Genomic DNA, 15029 nt, shown 5'->3' on the forward strand with positions numbered 1-15029 from the left:
GCACGCCTTTGACAACGCCGCCCTCAATGTCGATCCCGGTCACCTCGCAGTTCTGGACAAGGTCGACGCCGCGTTCACTGGCAGCGCGCGCATAGCCGCAGGCCACGGCGTCATGGCGTGCCGTGCCGGCCCTTCGCTGAAGCACGCCGCCCTGAACCGGAAAACGGGCATTGTCAAAATCGAGATAGGGCACCATCCGCCGCAAGGCGGCCCGGTCCAGCATCTCGGCATCGTCGCCCTGATTGATCATCGCATTGCCGCGCCGCGCCATGGCATCGCGTTGTCCGTCGGAATGGAACAACACGATCTGTCCGCGCTGCGAATGCATGACGTTGTAATTCAGATCCTGCTCAAGCCCCTCCCAAAGCTTAAGGGAATGGCTGTAGAATTCCGAATTGCCGGGCAGGAAATAATTGGCCCGCACGATGGTGGTGTTGCGCCCGATATTGCCACCGCCAAGATAGCCTTTTTCAAGAACCGCAACATTGGTGATCCCATGCTTTTTGGCAAGGTAATAGGCTGTGGCAAGCCCATGCCCGCCGCCACCGATGATCACGACGTCGTATTCGGATTTCGGCACGGCATCGCGCCAGTGCGCGGACCAGCCCTTATTGCCCGTCAGGCCCTCTTTCAGAACCCGCCATCCCGAAAACCGCATTGAAAGCCCCTCTTGATACACTACTGCGACTGAACCAAGTCAGGCCGGGGATAGCAATGGCAGAGCGACCGCCCTGCCATTTTTTTCGTCACCTCATCCAGCGTGCAGGGCGACGATGCTCATCCGCTCAAAGGCCCATTGCACGATAGCTGGCCGCGACCTTGGCGATGGACACCAGATAGGCCGCCGTGCGCAGGTCGGTCACGTCATGACGATCATGCCAGACCTCGCGCATCGACTGATAGGCGATGCGCATGGTGTCATCCAGCCCCGAGCGGACCAACTCAAGCTCACCCGCGCCGCGCAGGTATTTCTGCTTGAAGCCGGGCGACATCACCCAGGCATCGCCCAGATGCTGATCCAGACGCTGCAATTCATCCACGATAAGCTGATGGCGCGCCTCTTCCTGACGCCGCCCCATCCGGCCAAAGCGGATATGGCTGAGGTTCTTGACCCACTCGAAATAAGAGACCGTGACCCCGCCCGCATTGGCGTACATGTCGGGAATGATCACCGCACCCTTTTCCCGCAGGATCTGATCGGCGCCCGCAGTGACCGGACCATTCGCCGCCTCGATGATCAGCGGCGCCTTGATGCGGGCGGCGTTCTGCATGTTGATCACCCCCTCCATCGCGGCGGGGATCAGAATGTCACAGTCGGTTTCCAGGACCTCCGCCCCGTCGGCACTATGGGTGGCATCGGGAAAGCCCTTGATGGTGTCATGCTTGCGCATCCACTCGTGCACCGCTTCGACATCAAGACCCGTTTCATTGTAAAGCGCGCCATCGCGTTCGATGATGCCGACAACCCGGCAGCCATCCTCTTCATGCAGGAACTTGGCCGCGTGATACCCCACGTTGCCAAGGCCCTGCACCACCACGCGCTTGCCATCAAGCGATCCGCTAAGACCGGCCGCCGCGACGTCCTCGGGGTGGCGGAAAAACTCCTGAAGGGCGTATTGCACACCCCGCCCTGTCGCCTCGACCCGCCCCTGAATGCCACCGCCGTTGATCGGCTTGCCGGTCACGCAGGCGCGATAGTTGATATCGGTGGTATTCATGCGCTTGTACTGATCCGCCACCCAGGCCATCTCGCGCTCGCCGGTGCCCATATCGGGGGCGGGCACGTTCTGCGCCGGATTGATCAGATCGCGCTTGATCAACTCATAGGCAAACCGCCGGGTGATAAGTTCAAGCTCGTGCTCTTCCCACTCGCGCGGATCAATCCGCAAGCCGCCCTTGGACCCGCCGAACGGCGCTTCGACCAGCGCACATTTATAGGTCATCAGCGCCGCCAGCGCTTCGACCTCGTCCTGATTGACGCCCATGGCATAGCGGATACCGCCCTTGACCGGCTCCATGTGTTCCGAATGCACGCTGCGATAGCCGGTGAAGGTATGAAGTTGGCCGCGCAGCCGCACCCCGAAACGCACCGTATATGTCGCGTTGCAGACGCGGATTTTCTCTTCAAGCCCCGGCGGCAGGTCCATCAGGGCGACCGCCCGGTTGAACATCAGATCGACACTCTCGCGAAAACTTGGCTCTTTAACAGCGTTCATTGTCCTCTCCCTTATGCGACCTTTGACCCTCCGCGTTTTCGCGGATCATTGTGCCCAAAGTCTTGAAACATGGTTAAGGTCTATGGCCATTTTGTCCACCCATCAGGGAAAAACGTAAAACCTCGCCCCTCCTTGGCCGAAACCGCGCCTCTTCGTTTCTACGCTACGGACAATATCCATGCCCGTTTTATATTGTTGATTTTAAATGGTTAACCTCGCCAATTTCGGCGGTTTTCCGCCTTAATTCGGTCACAAGTCAGGTTCAGAAAGAACGATGGTGGAACACGTGGTCCGACGGCCCATGCTGTCACGATAGAGGTGAAAAATGTTTATTAACTGCAAAAAACAGTTTGGTTGCGATGTCCAATTCCGCAATCGGTCAGCACGAGCCCCCGCATGGGCGGCACGGTTCATGCATAAGGAAGATGGTGGCGTTACCATGCTTGCTTTCTTCATCTTTGTAACCTTCCTGATCATGGGCGGCGTTGCCCTCGACAGTATGCGCCACGAGACGGCACGCGCCGCCTTGCAGGCCACACTCGACAGGGCCGTTCTCGCCGGGGCATCGGCCAGAAACGCGACCGAAGCCCGCGCAATCGTCGAGGATTACTTCGCAAAGGCCGGCAAGGAAGAATATCTTCAGGCCGAGCAGGAAGGTGATATCACCACCACGCTCAACCACGCCAGAATCACTGCGCGTGCAAACATCTCGCTCGACACCTACCTGATGAAGTTGAACGGGATAGACACGCTTAGCGTTGGCGCTACTTCCACAGCAGAGGTCGAAATCCCAAGACTTGAAGGCATCCTTGTTCTCGATGTCTCGGGCTCGATGGCCAAAAACTCCAAGATGGCCAATCTCAAGGGGGCCGCGAAAAAGTTCATTACAGACACGGTTGGCGCGGTCGATTCCGAAAACAAGGGAAGTGTCGTGATGTCGATCGTCCCGTTCAGTTTCTCCGTTTCGCCGCCCGAGTCGATCTACAACGCCCTCGCGGTGGATGATCGCCATAATTACTCGACCTGCCTCGAGTTCCAGGAAAATGATTACCACCACTCCGAGCTGACAAGCGGCACCTCCTCTCTCAGCAGCGGCATCCCGGCCAACCAGATGATCTACACCTCGGTCTATGGCGGCTTTGATGATCTCGATCAAACCTGGCGGTCGTGCTACAATGAAGAGCCGATGCGCATTCTGCCCTACTCCACCGACGAGGCAGAGCTTCATGCGAAGGTCGATTCACTTGTTCCGGATGGGAATACATCGGGCAATGACGGCATGAACTGGGGCGCTGCCCTGCTTGATCCGACATTCCGTCAGGTGACCTCAGCGATGATCGCCTCCAACGACCTTGATCCGTCCCTGGTGAATGTACCCGCCGATTATGATGACCCCGACACGTTGAAGGTTATTATCTTCATGGGCGACGGTGCGAATACCACATCCTACTTTTTCGACGTCGATCCGCCGAAATACCGTGGGGTGGCGTCCGATCTCTACGAGGTGGTCTATCAGGACCGGATCTTCGACTATGCGTACAACGTGAAGAATGTCGACAGAAAAGTATATGGCACCGAGGGCGAAGATCTCTGCTCCAATCCCAAGTGGGAATGCATCTACCAAGAGAACGGGCCGAAAGAGTCGGTCTACTATATCTTCAGCGAGAGCAAGCGCCAGTATTACAGTGTCGGCGCGGCCTCCAGGGGCGAACCCGCATGGATCACATCCCTGGAGTTCAACAATCTGAGCACAACCGTTCCCGGATACATCGAAACGATTCAACTCGACTGGGAAGAGGCCTGGGGCCTGATGTCGCCTGATTATTACAGTTCCGTTGTCGGAAGTTCGGATGCCATAGACGAATATTTTGCCTTCGAAAATGTCGATGGTGCGAAGAAAAACATTCTTATGCAAAAAGTTTGCAGCGCCACCAAGACTCAAAACGTCGTGGTTTACACCATCGGTTTCGAAGTGCCCCAAGGTGGGACCGCAGAAAACGAACTCATCAAATGCGCAACCTCGCCATCGCATTACTATCGCGCTACAGGCGCTGATATCAGCGGCGCATTCAGCTCGATCGCGGCCAACGTGAGACATCTGAGGCTTACACAATGAAACGTCGCCTGACCAATCTGCTGCGCGCCTTTATGCGAGACGACAGCGGAACCGCGTCCATGGAATTCGTAATGGTGGTCCCGCTGTTTTTCGTCCTGTTGCTGTTCTCGGTCGAGCTGGGTTTTGTGACACTGCGCGCCACCATGCTTGAACGCGGGTTGGATATCGCAGTACGCGAAATTCGCCTTGGGACCGGCACTGTGCCCACACATGACGAGACCAAGGCGATCATCTGCGAGAGAGCCATCATCATCACGAACTGCGCAGAGAAATTACAGCTTGAAATGGTCCCGAACGACCTGCGCAATTACACAGCCCTGAGTGACACACCGGACTGCACCGACAACACCGAACCCACAAAACCGGTCCGCGCCTTCATTCCGGGCGTGGAAAACCAACTGATGGTACTGCGGGCCTGCGTAAAATTCGAACCGATCTTTCCCAACGCAGTTCTAGGCGCTGCACTGGCCAAGGATTCAAGCGGCGAAGCTGCAATTGTGGCAACGACCGCCTTCGTACAGGAGCCTCTCTGACATGGGACGCATGCGAATCATATCCAACCTGCGCCGCTTTTTTTCCAACGAACATGGGACCGCTGCCGTAGAGACCATCATCATGGCACCGTTTCTTATCGTCGGCCTGGTGTTTTCCTACGAATATTACGAACTCTACAGGCATCAGAGCCAGCGCGAGAAAGCCACCTATACCGTGGCTGACATTCTCTCGCGTGAAACCGCTGTGATCAAAAACCATTATATCGACAACGCGAAGTCTCTGTTCGACTCCATGACGGGCGATCAAGATGACAACCAGCTTCGTATCTCTGTCGTTCGCTACCACGTGGACCCGGATCAAGGTATCGACGAATTCGAACTGCGCTGGTCAGAAATGCGGGGTGAGGGAGCAATGAATGCCCTGACACAAGCAGATGTGCAAAACGCGCATGACGTCTTTCCGCTCATGGTGAACGGGCAGGATCTTGTCGTCGTGGAAAATCGATCGATTTACGAACCGGTGGTCACAAATGGCCTGATGCGTGATGTTCCCATTGAGACCCGCATGTTCATGACGCTGCGCTTTGCTTCGCAGCTCTGCTATACGAGCGTCTGCACGCCCTAATCAGGCGCGTTCAGCCGGTTCATCTGGTCTTCCATGACCTCGGCCATCACCTTGGCATTGGCACTTGCCGTAACACCGCCAACCCCGATGCGCCGCCCGACACGCCACCAAAGCCCCGGCTGCCATGCGGTCGGGGCTTTGCGCTTGAGCCGGATCGAAAAGCCGTTTGACGGCTTGAAGGCGAACACCCCCCTCTCGACACTGGCAACATCGCCAAGCGGCGCGATCATCACACCGTCATCGCTGCGCAATCCTTCACGTGTCAACTCGAGCGTGCGCGCCGTAGCGCGCCACATCCGCTCTGCCAGCCAGAGGATCACCACCCCGAGGGCCACCATGATCAGTTGCCAGAGCATGGCCGGCGGCTGAACCAGTGCCAGATAAAGCATCAACAGGCCAAGCGACCCAAGCGCCACCACCCCTAGAACCCGCCGTGGGGTCGAGGCCCTCAACACCGCCAGAACTTGATCATCTTGCATCCGCATTCTCCCTTTTGGCTGGCTTTACCCCGCCCGCACGGGTTTGGCGAGGGGGCGCATTCCCGCAGGCCGCTCAAAAACGCACAGCGCCGGTTGAATGCTGAACAGGCCCGGACCATGACGCCGCGCATGCGAGGCGCTATATATGGGGTCAAAGGAGACATGCCATGTCGATCAGACCGATACTTGAAGCCCGCAAGGCACAGCCCACGATGGAAGGGGCCGGCGTTCACCTGCACCGCGCGTTCGGCTTTCACAACCCGACCGAGCTTGACCCGTTCCTGCTGTTTGATGATTTTCGCAATGAAAACCCGGCAGATTATGCCCAGGGATTTCCCTGGCACCCCCATCGCGGCAACGAAACAATCACCTATGTTCTGGCCGGTGAGGTGGAACATGGCGACAGCCTTGGCAATCAGGGCCGCCTGGGGGCGGGCGATGTGCAATGGATGACCGCCGGCTCGGGCATCCTGCATCAGGAGATGCCGAAGGGAAACGCCAGCGGGCAGATGCACGGGTTTCAGCTTTGGGCGAACCTGCCCTCATCGCTCAAGATGACCGCGCCGCGCTATCAGGACGTGAGCGCGCCCGATATTCCCGTGATCGTCGATGATGACGGCACCGCAGTGCGTGTGATCGTCGGCGCCTTCTGGGGCAAGCGCGGCCCGGTCGACGGGATTGCGGCAGACCCGCAGTACCTTGATATTTCGGTCCCGCCGGGGGTGAAGAAAACCTTTCCCGTCGACACCTACCGGCGCAGCTTTGCCTATGTGTTCGAAGGGGCGGGCGCCTTTGCAGATGCAAGCGCCCCCGAAGGTGTGCTGCTTGAAAAAGAGGTGGCCGGACAAGAGGTGAATATTCGCGACCTCTCGGGTAATCGCACCCTGATCCGTTTTGGCACCGGCGACGAAGTCACCGTTCAGGCGGGTCCCGAGGGTATTCGCTTCCTGCTAATCTCAGGCGCGCCGATCGCCGAGCCGGTCGCCTGGCACGGGCCGATAGTGATGAACACCAAGGACGAGTTGCGCACCGCAATGGCCGACCTGCGCAACGGCACTTTCATCAAACCCGCGCATTAGACCTGTCCCCCGTGGCGGCCGACGCAAAAAACCGCTCAGGCCGCCACGGATTTGCGCACCATGTCGCAATAAATCTCTTCCACCTCCGGCAGGCTCAACCGTCCCTTTTCGCGGAACCATGTATTGACCCCGGTCAGCATCGCGATCAGCGCCATACTCGCGATCCGCGCGTCGGTAACCGCAAAACAGCCCGCTGCCACGCCGCGGTGCAGGATATCCTGAAGCTGGGTTTCATAGGTCTTGCGCAGTTCTTCGATCACCGCGAAATTCTCCGGGCTGAGATTGCGCAATTCCATGTAGGAAATGAACACCGCCTCGGGGCGGCGCGCGTGAAAGCGGATGTGAAACCTGGTGAAGCCTTCCAACGCCGCCATCGGATCATCCGTCACAGGCTCGGCCGCGCGCGCCGCCAGCAACTCATCCATATGCGCCTTCATCAACTCGTAAAGCAGCGTCTGCTTGTCGGGGGTATAATTGTAAAGCGCCCCCGCCTGCACGCCGACCGCGCCGGCAATCTGGCGCATCGACACCGCTGCATAGCCATGGCGTGCAAAAAGTGACAGTGCCGCCTCGCGAACGCGGGGGCCGGTGATATCGGAATGAGAGCCTTGGGTACGTGCCATCCCCAAGATTTATCTGAACATACGTTCAAATCAAAGCCCTTGCTTGCTCTGGCCCCCAAAAGAATGGCAAGAGGGATCGAAAGCCGCCCTTTTGAGAAAGGTCACATCCGGCATGCGCCTTTGCCCCGCCCCCCTGATGGCCGCCCTGATCGCAAGCCTGATCGCGGGCTGCACCCCTTTTCCGAAGCTGGAGGAAAGCGCAGGCGCGCGCGCGGCCCCCTATCCTGATCTGGTGCCGGTCAAGGATATCGTGGCACAGGTTCCGCCAGAGCCCACCGACCCCGAAAGCACGACCGATCTTGCCGATCGCTCTGCCCGCCTCAAGGCGCGGGCGGCCCGTCTCAAGGGAAGTGTGGTCGATGCCGACACGCAGGAACGCCTGGAAAGCGGCGTCAATTGACAAAATCCGCGCGATAATCACCCCAAGCCGCGTTGCATGGCGCCTGCGAACCCGCTACATCGCGCATCCAGACCCTTTCAGTGACAATCGGAGAGCCCCATGAACACACCCCTGCGCCTTGGCATCGCCGGATTGGGCACGGTCGGCACCGGTGTCGTCAAGATCATCCGTCAGAAGGCCGATCTTCTGGCCACCCGCGCAGGCCGCCCGATCGCGATCACGGCCGTCTCGGCACGCAACCGCGACAAGGATCGCGGCGTGTCCCTCGCCGATTACGCCTGGGAGGACGATCCCGTCGCCCTTGCCAAACGCGATGATGTCGATGTGTTCATCGAACTGATGGGCGGAAGCGACGGCCCCGCAAAAGCCGCCACCGAGGCCGCGATTGCCGCAGGCAAGGACGTGGTCACCGCCAACAAGGCGATGCTTGCGCATCACGGTCAGGCGCTTGCGCTTGCCGCCGAAAAGGCCGGTCACGTGATCCGTTTCGAGGCCGCTGTCGCGGGCGGCATTCCGGTAATCAAGGCCCTGACCGAAGGCTTGGCCGGCAATGAGATCACCCGCGTCATGGGTGTCATGAACGGCACTTGCAACTATATCCTGACGCGCATGCTCTCGGCGGGCCTGCCCTATCAGGAGGTGTTCGAAGAGGCCGACAAGCTTGGCTATCTCGAGGCTGACCCGACGCTTGACGTGGGTGGCATTGATGCTGGTCACAAGCTGGCACTGCTGTCGGCGATTGCCTTTGGGGTTCAGGTCGATTTCGACGCCGTAGCGCTGGAGGGCATCGAAAAGGTCACCATCGAGGATATCCGCCATGCCGCCGACATGGGCTATCGCATCAAACTTCTGGGTGTGGCGCAGATGACCGGTCGCGGACTTGAGCAGCGCATGTCGCCCTGTCTTGTCCCGGCCAAGAGCCCGCTCGGTCAGCTTGAAGGCGGCACCAACATGGTGGTGCTCGAGGGAGACAATGTCGAACAGATCGTGCTGCGCGGTCCCGGTGCGGGGATGGGGCCCACCGCAAGCGCCGTGATCGGCGATGTCATGGATATTGCGCGCGGTTTTCGGCTGGCCACCTTTGGTCAGCCTGCCGGCAGCCTTGCAAAAGCTAAGCCCGCCAGCACCGCGACGCCCGTACCCTATTACCTGCGCATGTCGCTGGTCGACAAACCCGGCGCCCTGGCCAAGGTGGCAACGCTTTTGGGCGAGGCCGGGATTTCCATCGACCGGATGCGCCAGTACCGCCACAACAAGACCACCGCGCCGGTGCTTATCGTGACCCATAAAACCACCCGCAGCGCGCTTGACACGGCGCTTGCCGGCATCGCCAGGCTTGACGTTCTGGCCGCTGATCCGGTCGCGCTGCGCATCGAGATCGTCTGACCGCAGAGGCGCCAGCCCCATCGCCGCGCCCTTGTGCGCTGCGGGGTCGGGCGTTAATGCTTTTGCGACCCGTTTTACAAGGACCTGCTTATGACCTCTGATACTGTTTTCAACGACCGGTTGTTGTCTCTTGGGCTCGCCCGCGTCTCCGAGGCGGCGGCCCTGGCCTGCGCCGGGCTGATCGGGCGCGGCGACGAAAAGGCCGCCGATCAGGCCGCCGTCAACGCCATGCGCGACCAGCTTAACATGATGGCGATCAAGGGCGTGGTGGTCATCGGAGAAGGCGAACGCGACGAGGCCCCGATGCTTTTTATCGGCGAAGAGGTCGGCACCGGCGAAGGCCCCGGCGTGGATATCGCGCTTGACCCGCTTGAGGGCACCACCCTGACCGCCAAGGCAATGCCAAATGCACTTACCGTGATTGCCATGGCGCCGCGCGGCACCCTGTTGCACGCGCCCGACACCTACATGGAAAAGCTTGCGATCGGACCGGGCTATCCGACCGATGTCGTCTCGCTTGCGATGTCCCCGCGCGAGCGGGTCGAGGCCCTGGCAAAGGCGCGCGGCTGTCGCCCCGCCGAGATCACCGTCTGCGTGCTTGAACGCCCGCGCCATCAGGAAATGATTTCCGAGCTGCGCGAGACCGGCGCGGCGGTGTTCCTGATCCCCGACGGCGACGTGGCCGGCGTCATCCATTGTGCCGAGGCAGAGCGCACAGGCATCGACATGTACATGGGCACCGGCGGCGCCCCCGAAGGCGTGCTGGCGGCCAGTGCGCTCAAATGCATGGGCGGGCAGATGTGGGGCCGTCTCGTGTTCCGCAATGATGATGAAAAGGCACGCGCTACCAAGGCCGGCATCACCGATTTCGACCGCATCTATGCGCGCGATGAAATGGTCACCGACGACGTGATTTTTGCCGCCACCGGGGTGACCGACGGCTCGATCACCGCAGGGGTCAAACGCCGCCGCGGCTATGTGGAAACCGAAACCGTACTCATGCGGTCGCGCACCGGGTCGCTGCGCCGGATGATCTATCGCAGCCCGCTTGACTGATCTGTGGGCAGGTTCGGGGGCGCTGCCCCCGTCGCCCCTCGGGCGACTCCCCCGGGATATTTGTGGCAAGAAGAAACAGGGGCCTGCAACATGACCGGTTTTCTTGGCATCGAATCCTCGCTCTCCGGGCGCAAATGGTGCGGCCCCGGCGTTGAGCGCGACCGGCTGGCCGAGGCGATGGCGCAGGCCACCGCCCTGCCCCGGCCGCTGTGCCAGACACTGGCGCGGCTTGGGGTTCCGGCGGAAGAGGCACAGGCATACCTTGCGCCAGCATTGCGCGACCTTTTGCCAGATCCGCGCAGCCTGCGCGATATGCAGCTGGCCGCCGAGCGGTTTCTTCTGGCTGTGAAGACGGGACAGAAGATCGCGATCTTTGCCGATTACGACGTCGATGGCGGCACCTCTGCGGCGCTTTTGATCGACTGGCTGCGCCAGATGGGACAGCCCGCCCCGACCCTCTATATTCCCGACCGCATTGAAGAGGGTTATGGCCCCAACGAGCCCGCCATGGCCGAACTGGCGGCGGCGCATGACCTGATCGTCTGTGTCGATTGCGGCACCCTCAGCCATGCGCCAGTGGCCGCCGCCAAGGGCGCCGATGTCGTGATTCTCGACCACCATCTTGGCGGCGAGACCCTGCCCCAAGCCCATGCAGTGGTGAACCCCAACCGGCAGGACGAGACCGGTGATCTGGCGCATCTTTGTGCCGCTGGCGTAGTCTTTCTGATGCTGGTCGAGGCCGGACGCCAGTTGCGTGAGGCAGGTCGGAGCGGGCCTGACCTTATGGGGTTTCTCGATCTGGTGGCCCTGGCCACCGTGGCCGATGTGGCGCCGCTGATCGGCGTCAACCGCGCCTTCGTGCGCCAGGGGCTTCGGATCATGGCACGGCGCGAGCGCCCCGGCCTTGTGGCCCTGGCCGATGTGGCGCGGATGGATGCAACACCGAATGCCTATCACCTTGGGTTTTTGCTTGGGCCACGGGTGAATGCAGGTGGGCGGATCGGACGCGCGGACCTTGGGGCACGGCTTTTGGCCTCTGACAACCCGGCCGAGGCCCGTGCAATGGCCGAACGCCTTGATCAGCTCAACTCGGAGCGCCGCGAGGTCGAGGCGAATGTGCGCGCCGCTGCCATGGAACAGGCCGAAACCCGCGGTTTTGATGCGCCATTGGTCTGGGCCGCAGGCGAGGGCTGGCATCCCGGCGTCGTGGGCATCGTCGCCAGCCGCCTGAAAGAGGCCGCCAACCGCCCCGCCATCGTCATCGGGCTTGACGGGGACGAGGGCAAAGGCTCTGGTCGCTCGGTCGCGGGCATCGACCTTGGCGCCGCCATTCAGCGGCTCGCCGCCGAGGGATTATTGATCAAGGGCGGCGGACACAAGATGGCCGCAGGCCTGAGCGTGGCCCGCAACAGGCTTGACGAGGCGATGGCGCGGCTGTCCGACTTGCTGGCAAAGCAGGGCTCCGACACCTTTGGCCCGGCTGATCTTCGGCTGGACGGGGTCCTGATGCCGGGCGCCGCCACGGTTGAACTGATCGAACAGATCGACGCGGCCGGTCCCTTTGGCGCAGGCGCGCCGGGGCCGCGTTACGTCTTTCCCGACTGCCAGATCAGCTTTGCCAAACAGGTCGGCGACAGTCACCTGAAGCTGCGCTTTGGCGATGGCATGGGGGCGAGCCTTGACGCGATTGCCTTCGGCGCCTTCGACGGTGCTCTGGGTCCTGCCCTGATGGCCCATGGCGGTGCACGTTTCCACCTTGCCGGGCGGCTGGAGATCAACACCTGGAACGGGCGCCAGTCGGTACAACTGCGCCTGGAAGATGCCGCACCGGCCACTTTGGCACCCTGAAAACAGCGGGTAAGCACAGCGCATCTGCCCCCCGGCAGATTTTCTTTGGCCAAGGTGAAGTTTTTACAAAATCCCTCTTGCGCAGCCCGCCCGTTTTGCCTAGTACCGCGACACGCCAACGCTGGCCCGTTCGTCTATCGGTTAGGACGCCAGGTTTTCAACCTGGAAAGAGGGGTTCGATTCCCCTACGGGCTGCCATTTACCCTCATAAAGCACTGTTTTTACAAAATTTTTGCTACAGAGGGGAGATACCATCCGCCCTTAAATCCGCCCTTGCTTATTACGGGATTTCAAACACAAAAAAAGCCGGGCGAATCTTGCCCGGCCATTGTCTATTGGAAAGAAGAAATTCGGGGCGGGCACCGAGGCGAATCTGTTCACGGGCGCAGAAACGTTTCCGGCCCAGAGCGGACCTTGACCGAGGAGTCGCGATGCTGCGTCGCACCCCGTCGAAGCGGACATTCGCTGCATGAGCCCAATATGCGAAGTGGCGAAGGTCAGGACTGCGGACGAAGCTGACTTTGACCAGAGAATGCTGAATGTCTGCTGAAAGTGCCGTATCGAAAATGAAACATATCGCATCGTACCGATTGGGTCCTGTTCTTTCTGCTGACCGGAACAACCGGTTGGCTGATCCGGGCCGTCAATCGCCGCACGTCGCCCGACAGGTTGCATTCGCAACAAAAAGACAGAAGCTCACTGTAACTATTGATTTGTTGGCCAACCCCAAAGATCCGTCACACGAACCGTCAGACCGATAATAGAGCCCGCGAAGGGCAGGATGATGAATATGCGAACAACGTGAAATGCCGTCACCACAGCCAACCCATCCTCGAGTATCTTCGCGGTCAGGGCCATTTCGGTCACGCTTCCCGGAGCGGTGGATAATAGCATGACCTGCCATGTCTCGCCTGTGATATAGGTGAGCGCCACGCCCATGCAGACACACAGGAGGATAAGCAGCAGGGACGCAAGCACCGCGCCGGGAATAAAGCCGCGCGCGCGGCGCATGAGGTCACGGTCGAAAACCGCGCCGAGCCAGACACCCAGGAAGATTTGCGCCAGAACCAGCAAAGGATAAGGGTAAGCGGTGATCGGCAGGCTGAATGCGGCGGCGCAAGCAGCCCCACCCAGCGTGCCCACAAAGAACGGGTTGGCCAGACGCACAGAACGCGCGAGCAGCGCGCCGAGAACGCCTGTCACAGACAGCAAGATTGCACCCGACACGGACCAATCCATACGGCTGAGCGCAGCGACCGGATCTTTGAGCGTCCCATCGAGCGCGACGATTGCAGGTGGGACCAAAATCACGAGCAACATGATTATCAGAAGCAATGCCGAAAAAAGGCGCTCGTTAAAAAGGGGGATGCAATCGCCACAATACGCGCCTACACGCAGCGTTGCGGTCAGTCTTTCGGACGGTAAACTTGCCAAGGGTCATCCGCGCGAACCTTCGCACAGAAACCGCAATAGAGCGCTTGGCCATCTGGCCAAGCTCTGATTTCAGCGCCGTTTTCATTATGCGCCCCCAAGACAGATCGAGCTCTTTTTATCTTTTTGCTCGAAGTCTTAAGTGTCTATAAAATTTGATAATTTTTAAAACATTCGCTGTTCTGGCCCTGAATTCGATCAAGCGCAATCATCCGTCACGAAGCCCTTTCCGCCTCTTTTCCGGCACCAGCAATGCCCGAATGGCCCAAGGCGCTCCGGATATTTACGGACCGATCAAAGGCGTGGCGACATTGCCCCGAACGCCTTAATTCTCACCGCCCTGAGGCCCGGCATTTGCCGGACCCGGAAATGGCCCAAGGCAACTGGCCCGGTGCGAGACCTGAAAGACATGGTTATAAAGCTGCGCCACCCATTGCTTGACATCCATGGTTCTCTCAAGGTGCCTTAGCGCGGGGCCGATCACAGGTTGCACCTGTTGCCAGAAGAAATTCGGAAACTGCTCCATAAGGTCCATCGGTGTGCTGTACCCCAGCTTTTGTGCATAGCCGGTTTCCACGAACTCGTAGTAAAGCCCGCTGATCTTGCGGTGGTAAAACGGGTCGGCTATCTGGCCAATAAGGTCTGCGGCACGCACCAGAGCGGCTTCACTCTCTGTACAAGCATAGAACGGGTCATCCGGCGTCGGGAACCGGGTGTACTCGATGCACTGGGCGATCCGCTCTTCGTCAATCAGCCCGGACTTGGCAAAGCGCTGACGGGCATAGATCTCTCCGCGATCAATATGATAGGGCGCGAGAAACGCATCCGACGAGCCGCGCGGCGGGCTAATCCGGTCTCCGGCCTCGTTGATCACCACTTCGGTGTCGGTATCTCCTTCACAGATGTTGCGGGAAAATCCGATGTCATGCACCAGAAGCGCCACGATGTAATGCAGCCAATCCTCTGGCTGCACCGCACGGGTGACAAGCTGACCACGGATGATTTCCTGACCAACCAGCGTCACCATCATGGTGTGCTCGGCATTGTGGTAAAGAGCGTCGGAATTGCCCAACCGCTCAAGCAACATGCGCGCGCTGCCACTTAAAAACGCAGCATACTCGCCCTTGCGCCCTGAGAAATATTGCAGATAGGTCTTGGCTAGGTGGTCTCCAAATTCAGCGGCCACAACTGCGGTGGGATTGAACATGAGTTCCCCCAGTCAGCCGAAATGGCCAAGTTTATCCTAACACAAGGCGATTTCAGATCAACTGGCCCG

The 15029-nt window shown here is 59.8% G+C and carries 14 protein-coding genes and 1 tRNA gene; 9 read left to right on the top strand and 6 right to left on the bottom strand.

The genetic code is table 11. The features are described 5' to 3' along the window. Both QZ522_RS05425 and QZ522_RS05430 read right to left on the bottom strand, forming a co-directional pair. Positions 1 to 658: FAD-dependent oxidoreductase (locus QZ522_RS05425; protein ID WP_294608467.1), on the bottom strand; the 658-nt coding region annotated here is incomplete at its 3' end. Between the two features lie 127 nt (positions 659 to 785). Beyond that, positions 786 to 2216 (bottom strand): Glu/Leu/Phe/Val dehydrogenase, encoded by a 1431-nt coding sequence (locus tag QZ522_RS05430; RefSeq protein WP_294608469.1) that lies wholly within the window; start codon positions 2214 to 2216, stop codon positions 786 to 788. A gap of 325 nt (positions 2217 to 2541) precedes the next feature. On the opposite strand from QZ522_RS05430, the gene QZ522_RS05435 reads away from it, so the two are divergent. The 3 genes from QZ522_RS05435 to QZ522_RS05445 are packed head-to-tail and all read left to right on the top strand — an operon-like array spanning position 2542 to position 5451. Next, positions 2542 to 4332: a Tad domain-containing protein gene (locus tag QZ522_RS05435; protein ID WP_294608471.1), complete on the top strand. Its 1791-nt coding sequence runs from the start codon at positions 2542 to 2544 to the stop codon at positions 4330 to 4332. Continuing rightward, complete coding sequence (locus QZ522_RS05440; RefSeq protein ID WP_294608472.1) at positions 4329 to 4865, top strand: TadE/TadG family type IV pilus assembly protein; 537 nt, start codon at positions 4329 to 4331, stop codon at positions 4863 to 4865. Before QZ522_RS05435 ends, QZ522_RS05440 begins: the two co-directional genes overlap by 4 nt. Position 4866: 1 nt before the next feature. Further along, positions 4867 to 5451 carry a TadE/TadG family type IV pilus assembly protein gene (locus tag QZ522_RS05445; RefSeq protein ID WP_294608474.1) on the top strand — a complete coding sequence of 195 codons (585 nt, stop codon included), beginning with the start codon at positions 4867 to 4869 and terminating at the stop codon, positions 5449 to 5451. Here the strand turns inward: QZ522_RS05445 and QZ522_RS05450 are convergent. After that, entirely contained in the window at positions 5448 to 5930 is a 483-nt protein-coding gene (locus QZ522_RS05450; protein WP_294608475.1) for a hypothetical protein, read from the bottom strand. The genes QZ522_RS05445 and QZ522_RS05450 overlap by 4 nt on opposite strands. Before the next feature lie 167 nt (positions 5931 to 6097). Here QZ522_RS05450 and QZ522_RS05455 point away from each other — a divergent pair, with 167 nt between their 5' ends. Then, entirely contained in the window at positions 6098 to 7009 is a 912-nt protein-coding gene (locus QZ522_RS05455) for a pirin family protein (protein WP_294608477.1), read from the top strand. Positions 7010 to 7044: 35 nt separating this feature from the next. On the opposite strand, the gene QZ522_RS05460 is transcribed toward QZ522_RS05455, so the two are convergent. Beyond that, positions 7045 to 7632 carry a TetR/AcrR family transcriptional regulator gene (locus tag QZ522_RS05460; RefSeq protein ID WP_294608479.1) on the bottom strand — a complete coding sequence of 196 codons (588 nt, stop codon included), beginning with the start codon at positions 7630 to 7632 and terminating at the stop codon, positions 7045 to 7047. A 112-nt stretch (positions 7633 to 7744) separates the two neighbouring features. Here QZ522_RS05460 and QZ522_RS05465 point away from each other — a divergent pair, with 112 nt between their 5' ends. The 5 genes from QZ522_RS05465 (at position 7745) to QZ522_RS05485 (ending at position 12520) form a co-directional block, all read left to right on the top strand. Beyond that, positions 7745 to 8032, top strand: coding sequence for a hypothetical protein (locus tag QZ522_RS05465; RefSeq protein ID WP_294608481.1), 288 nt, complete (start codon positions 7745 to 7747; stop codon positions 8030 to 8032). A gap of 99 nt (positions 8033 to 8131) precedes the next feature. Beyond that, positions 8132 to 9418, top strand: a complete 1287-nt coding sequence (locus QZ522_RS05470) for a homoserine dehydrogenase (RefSeq protein ID WP_294608483.1) — start codon at positions 8132 to 8134, stop codon at positions 9416 to 9418. Positions 9419 to 9508: 90 nt separating this feature from the next. Next, positions 9509 to 10474: a class II fructose-bisphosphatase gene (glpX, locus tag QZ522_RS05475; RefSeq protein WP_294608485.1), complete on the top strand. Its 966-nt coding sequence runs from the start codon at positions 9509 to 9511 to the stop codon at positions 10472 to 10474. A 90-nt stretch (positions 10475 to 10564) separates the two neighbouring features. Next, entirely contained in the window at positions 10565 to 12322 is a 1758-nt protein-coding gene (recJ, locus tag QZ522_RS05480; protein ID WP_294608487.1) for a single-stranded-DNA-specific exonuclease RecJ, read from the top strand. Between the two features lie 123 nt (positions 12323 to 12445). Next, positions 12446 to 12520, top strand: a tRNA-Glu gene (locus QZ522_RS05485). Positions 12521 to 13027: 507 nt separating this feature from the next. Here the strand turns inward: QZ522_RS05485 and QZ522_RS05490 are convergent. Then, positions 13028 to 13756, bottom strand: a complete 729-nt coding sequence (locus QZ522_RS05490) for an AbrB family transcriptional regulator (RefSeq protein WP_294608489.1) — start codon at positions 13754 to 13756, stop codon at positions 13028 to 13030. Between the two features lie 322 nt (positions 13757 to 14078). Next, a complete protein-coding gene (locus QZ522_RS05495; protein ID WP_294608491.1) occupies positions 14079 to 14960 on the bottom strand; it encodes a hypothetical protein in 882 nt (293 codons plus the stop codon). Positions 14961 to 15029 lie beyond the last annotated feature (69 nt).

The sequence above is a fragment of the uncultured Roseovarius sp. genome (assembly GCF_913054395.1).
Lineage (GTDB): Bacteria > Pseudomonadota > Alphaproteobacteria > Rhodobacterales > Rhodobacteraceae > Roseovarius.

Excerpts from the sequence above, each read along its gene's own strand:
- QZ522_RS05430 (WP_294608469.1), bottom strand. The coding sequence starts at position 2,216 with ATGAACGCTGTTAAAGAGCCAAGTTTTCGCGAGAGTGTCGATCTGATG.
- QZ522_RS05435 (WP_294608471.1), top strand. The coding sequence starts at position 2,542 with ATGTTTATTAACTGCAAAAAACAGTTTGGTTGCGATGTCCAATTCCGC.
- QZ522_RS05440 (WP_294608472.1), top strand. The coding sequence starts at position 4,329 with ATGAAACGTCGCCTGACCAATCTGCTGCGCGCCTTTATGCGAGACGAC.
- QZ522_RS05445 (WP_294608474.1), top strand. The coding sequence starts at position 4,867 with ATGGGACGCATGCGAATCATATCCAACCTGCGCCGCTTTTTTTCCAAC.
- QZ522_RS05450 (WP_294608475.1), bottom strand. The coding sequence starts at position 5,930 with ATGCAAGATGATCAAGTTCTGGCGGTGTTGAGGGCCTCGACCCCACGG.
- QZ522_RS05455 (WP_294608477.1), top strand. The coding sequence starts at position 6,098 with ATGTCGATCAGACCGATACTTGAAGCCCGCAAGGCACAGCCCACGATG.
- QZ522_RS05460 (WP_294608479.1), bottom strand. The coding sequence starts at position 7,632 with ATGGCACGTACCCAAGGCTCTCATTCCGATATCACCGGCCCCCGCGTT.
- QZ522_RS05465 (WP_294608481.1), top strand. The coding sequence starts at position 7,745 with ATGCGCCTTTGCCCCGCCCCCCTGATGGCCGCCCTGATCGCAAGCCTG.
- QZ522_RS05470 (WP_294608483.1), top strand. The coding sequence starts at position 8,132 with ATGAACACACCCCTGCGCCTTGGCATCGCCGGATTGGGCACGGTCGGC.
- glpX (WP_294608485.1), top strand. The coding sequence starts at position 9,509 with ATGACCTCTGATACTGTTTTCAACGACCGGTTGTTGTCTCTTGGGCTC.
- recJ (WP_294608487.1), top strand. The coding sequence starts at position 10,565 with ATGACCGGTTTTCTTGGCATCGAATCCTCGCTCTCCGGGCGCAAATGG.
- QZ522_RS05495 (WP_294608491.1), bottom strand. The coding sequence starts at position 14,960 with ATGTTCAATCCCACCGCAGTTGTGGCCGCTGAATTTGGAGACCACCTA.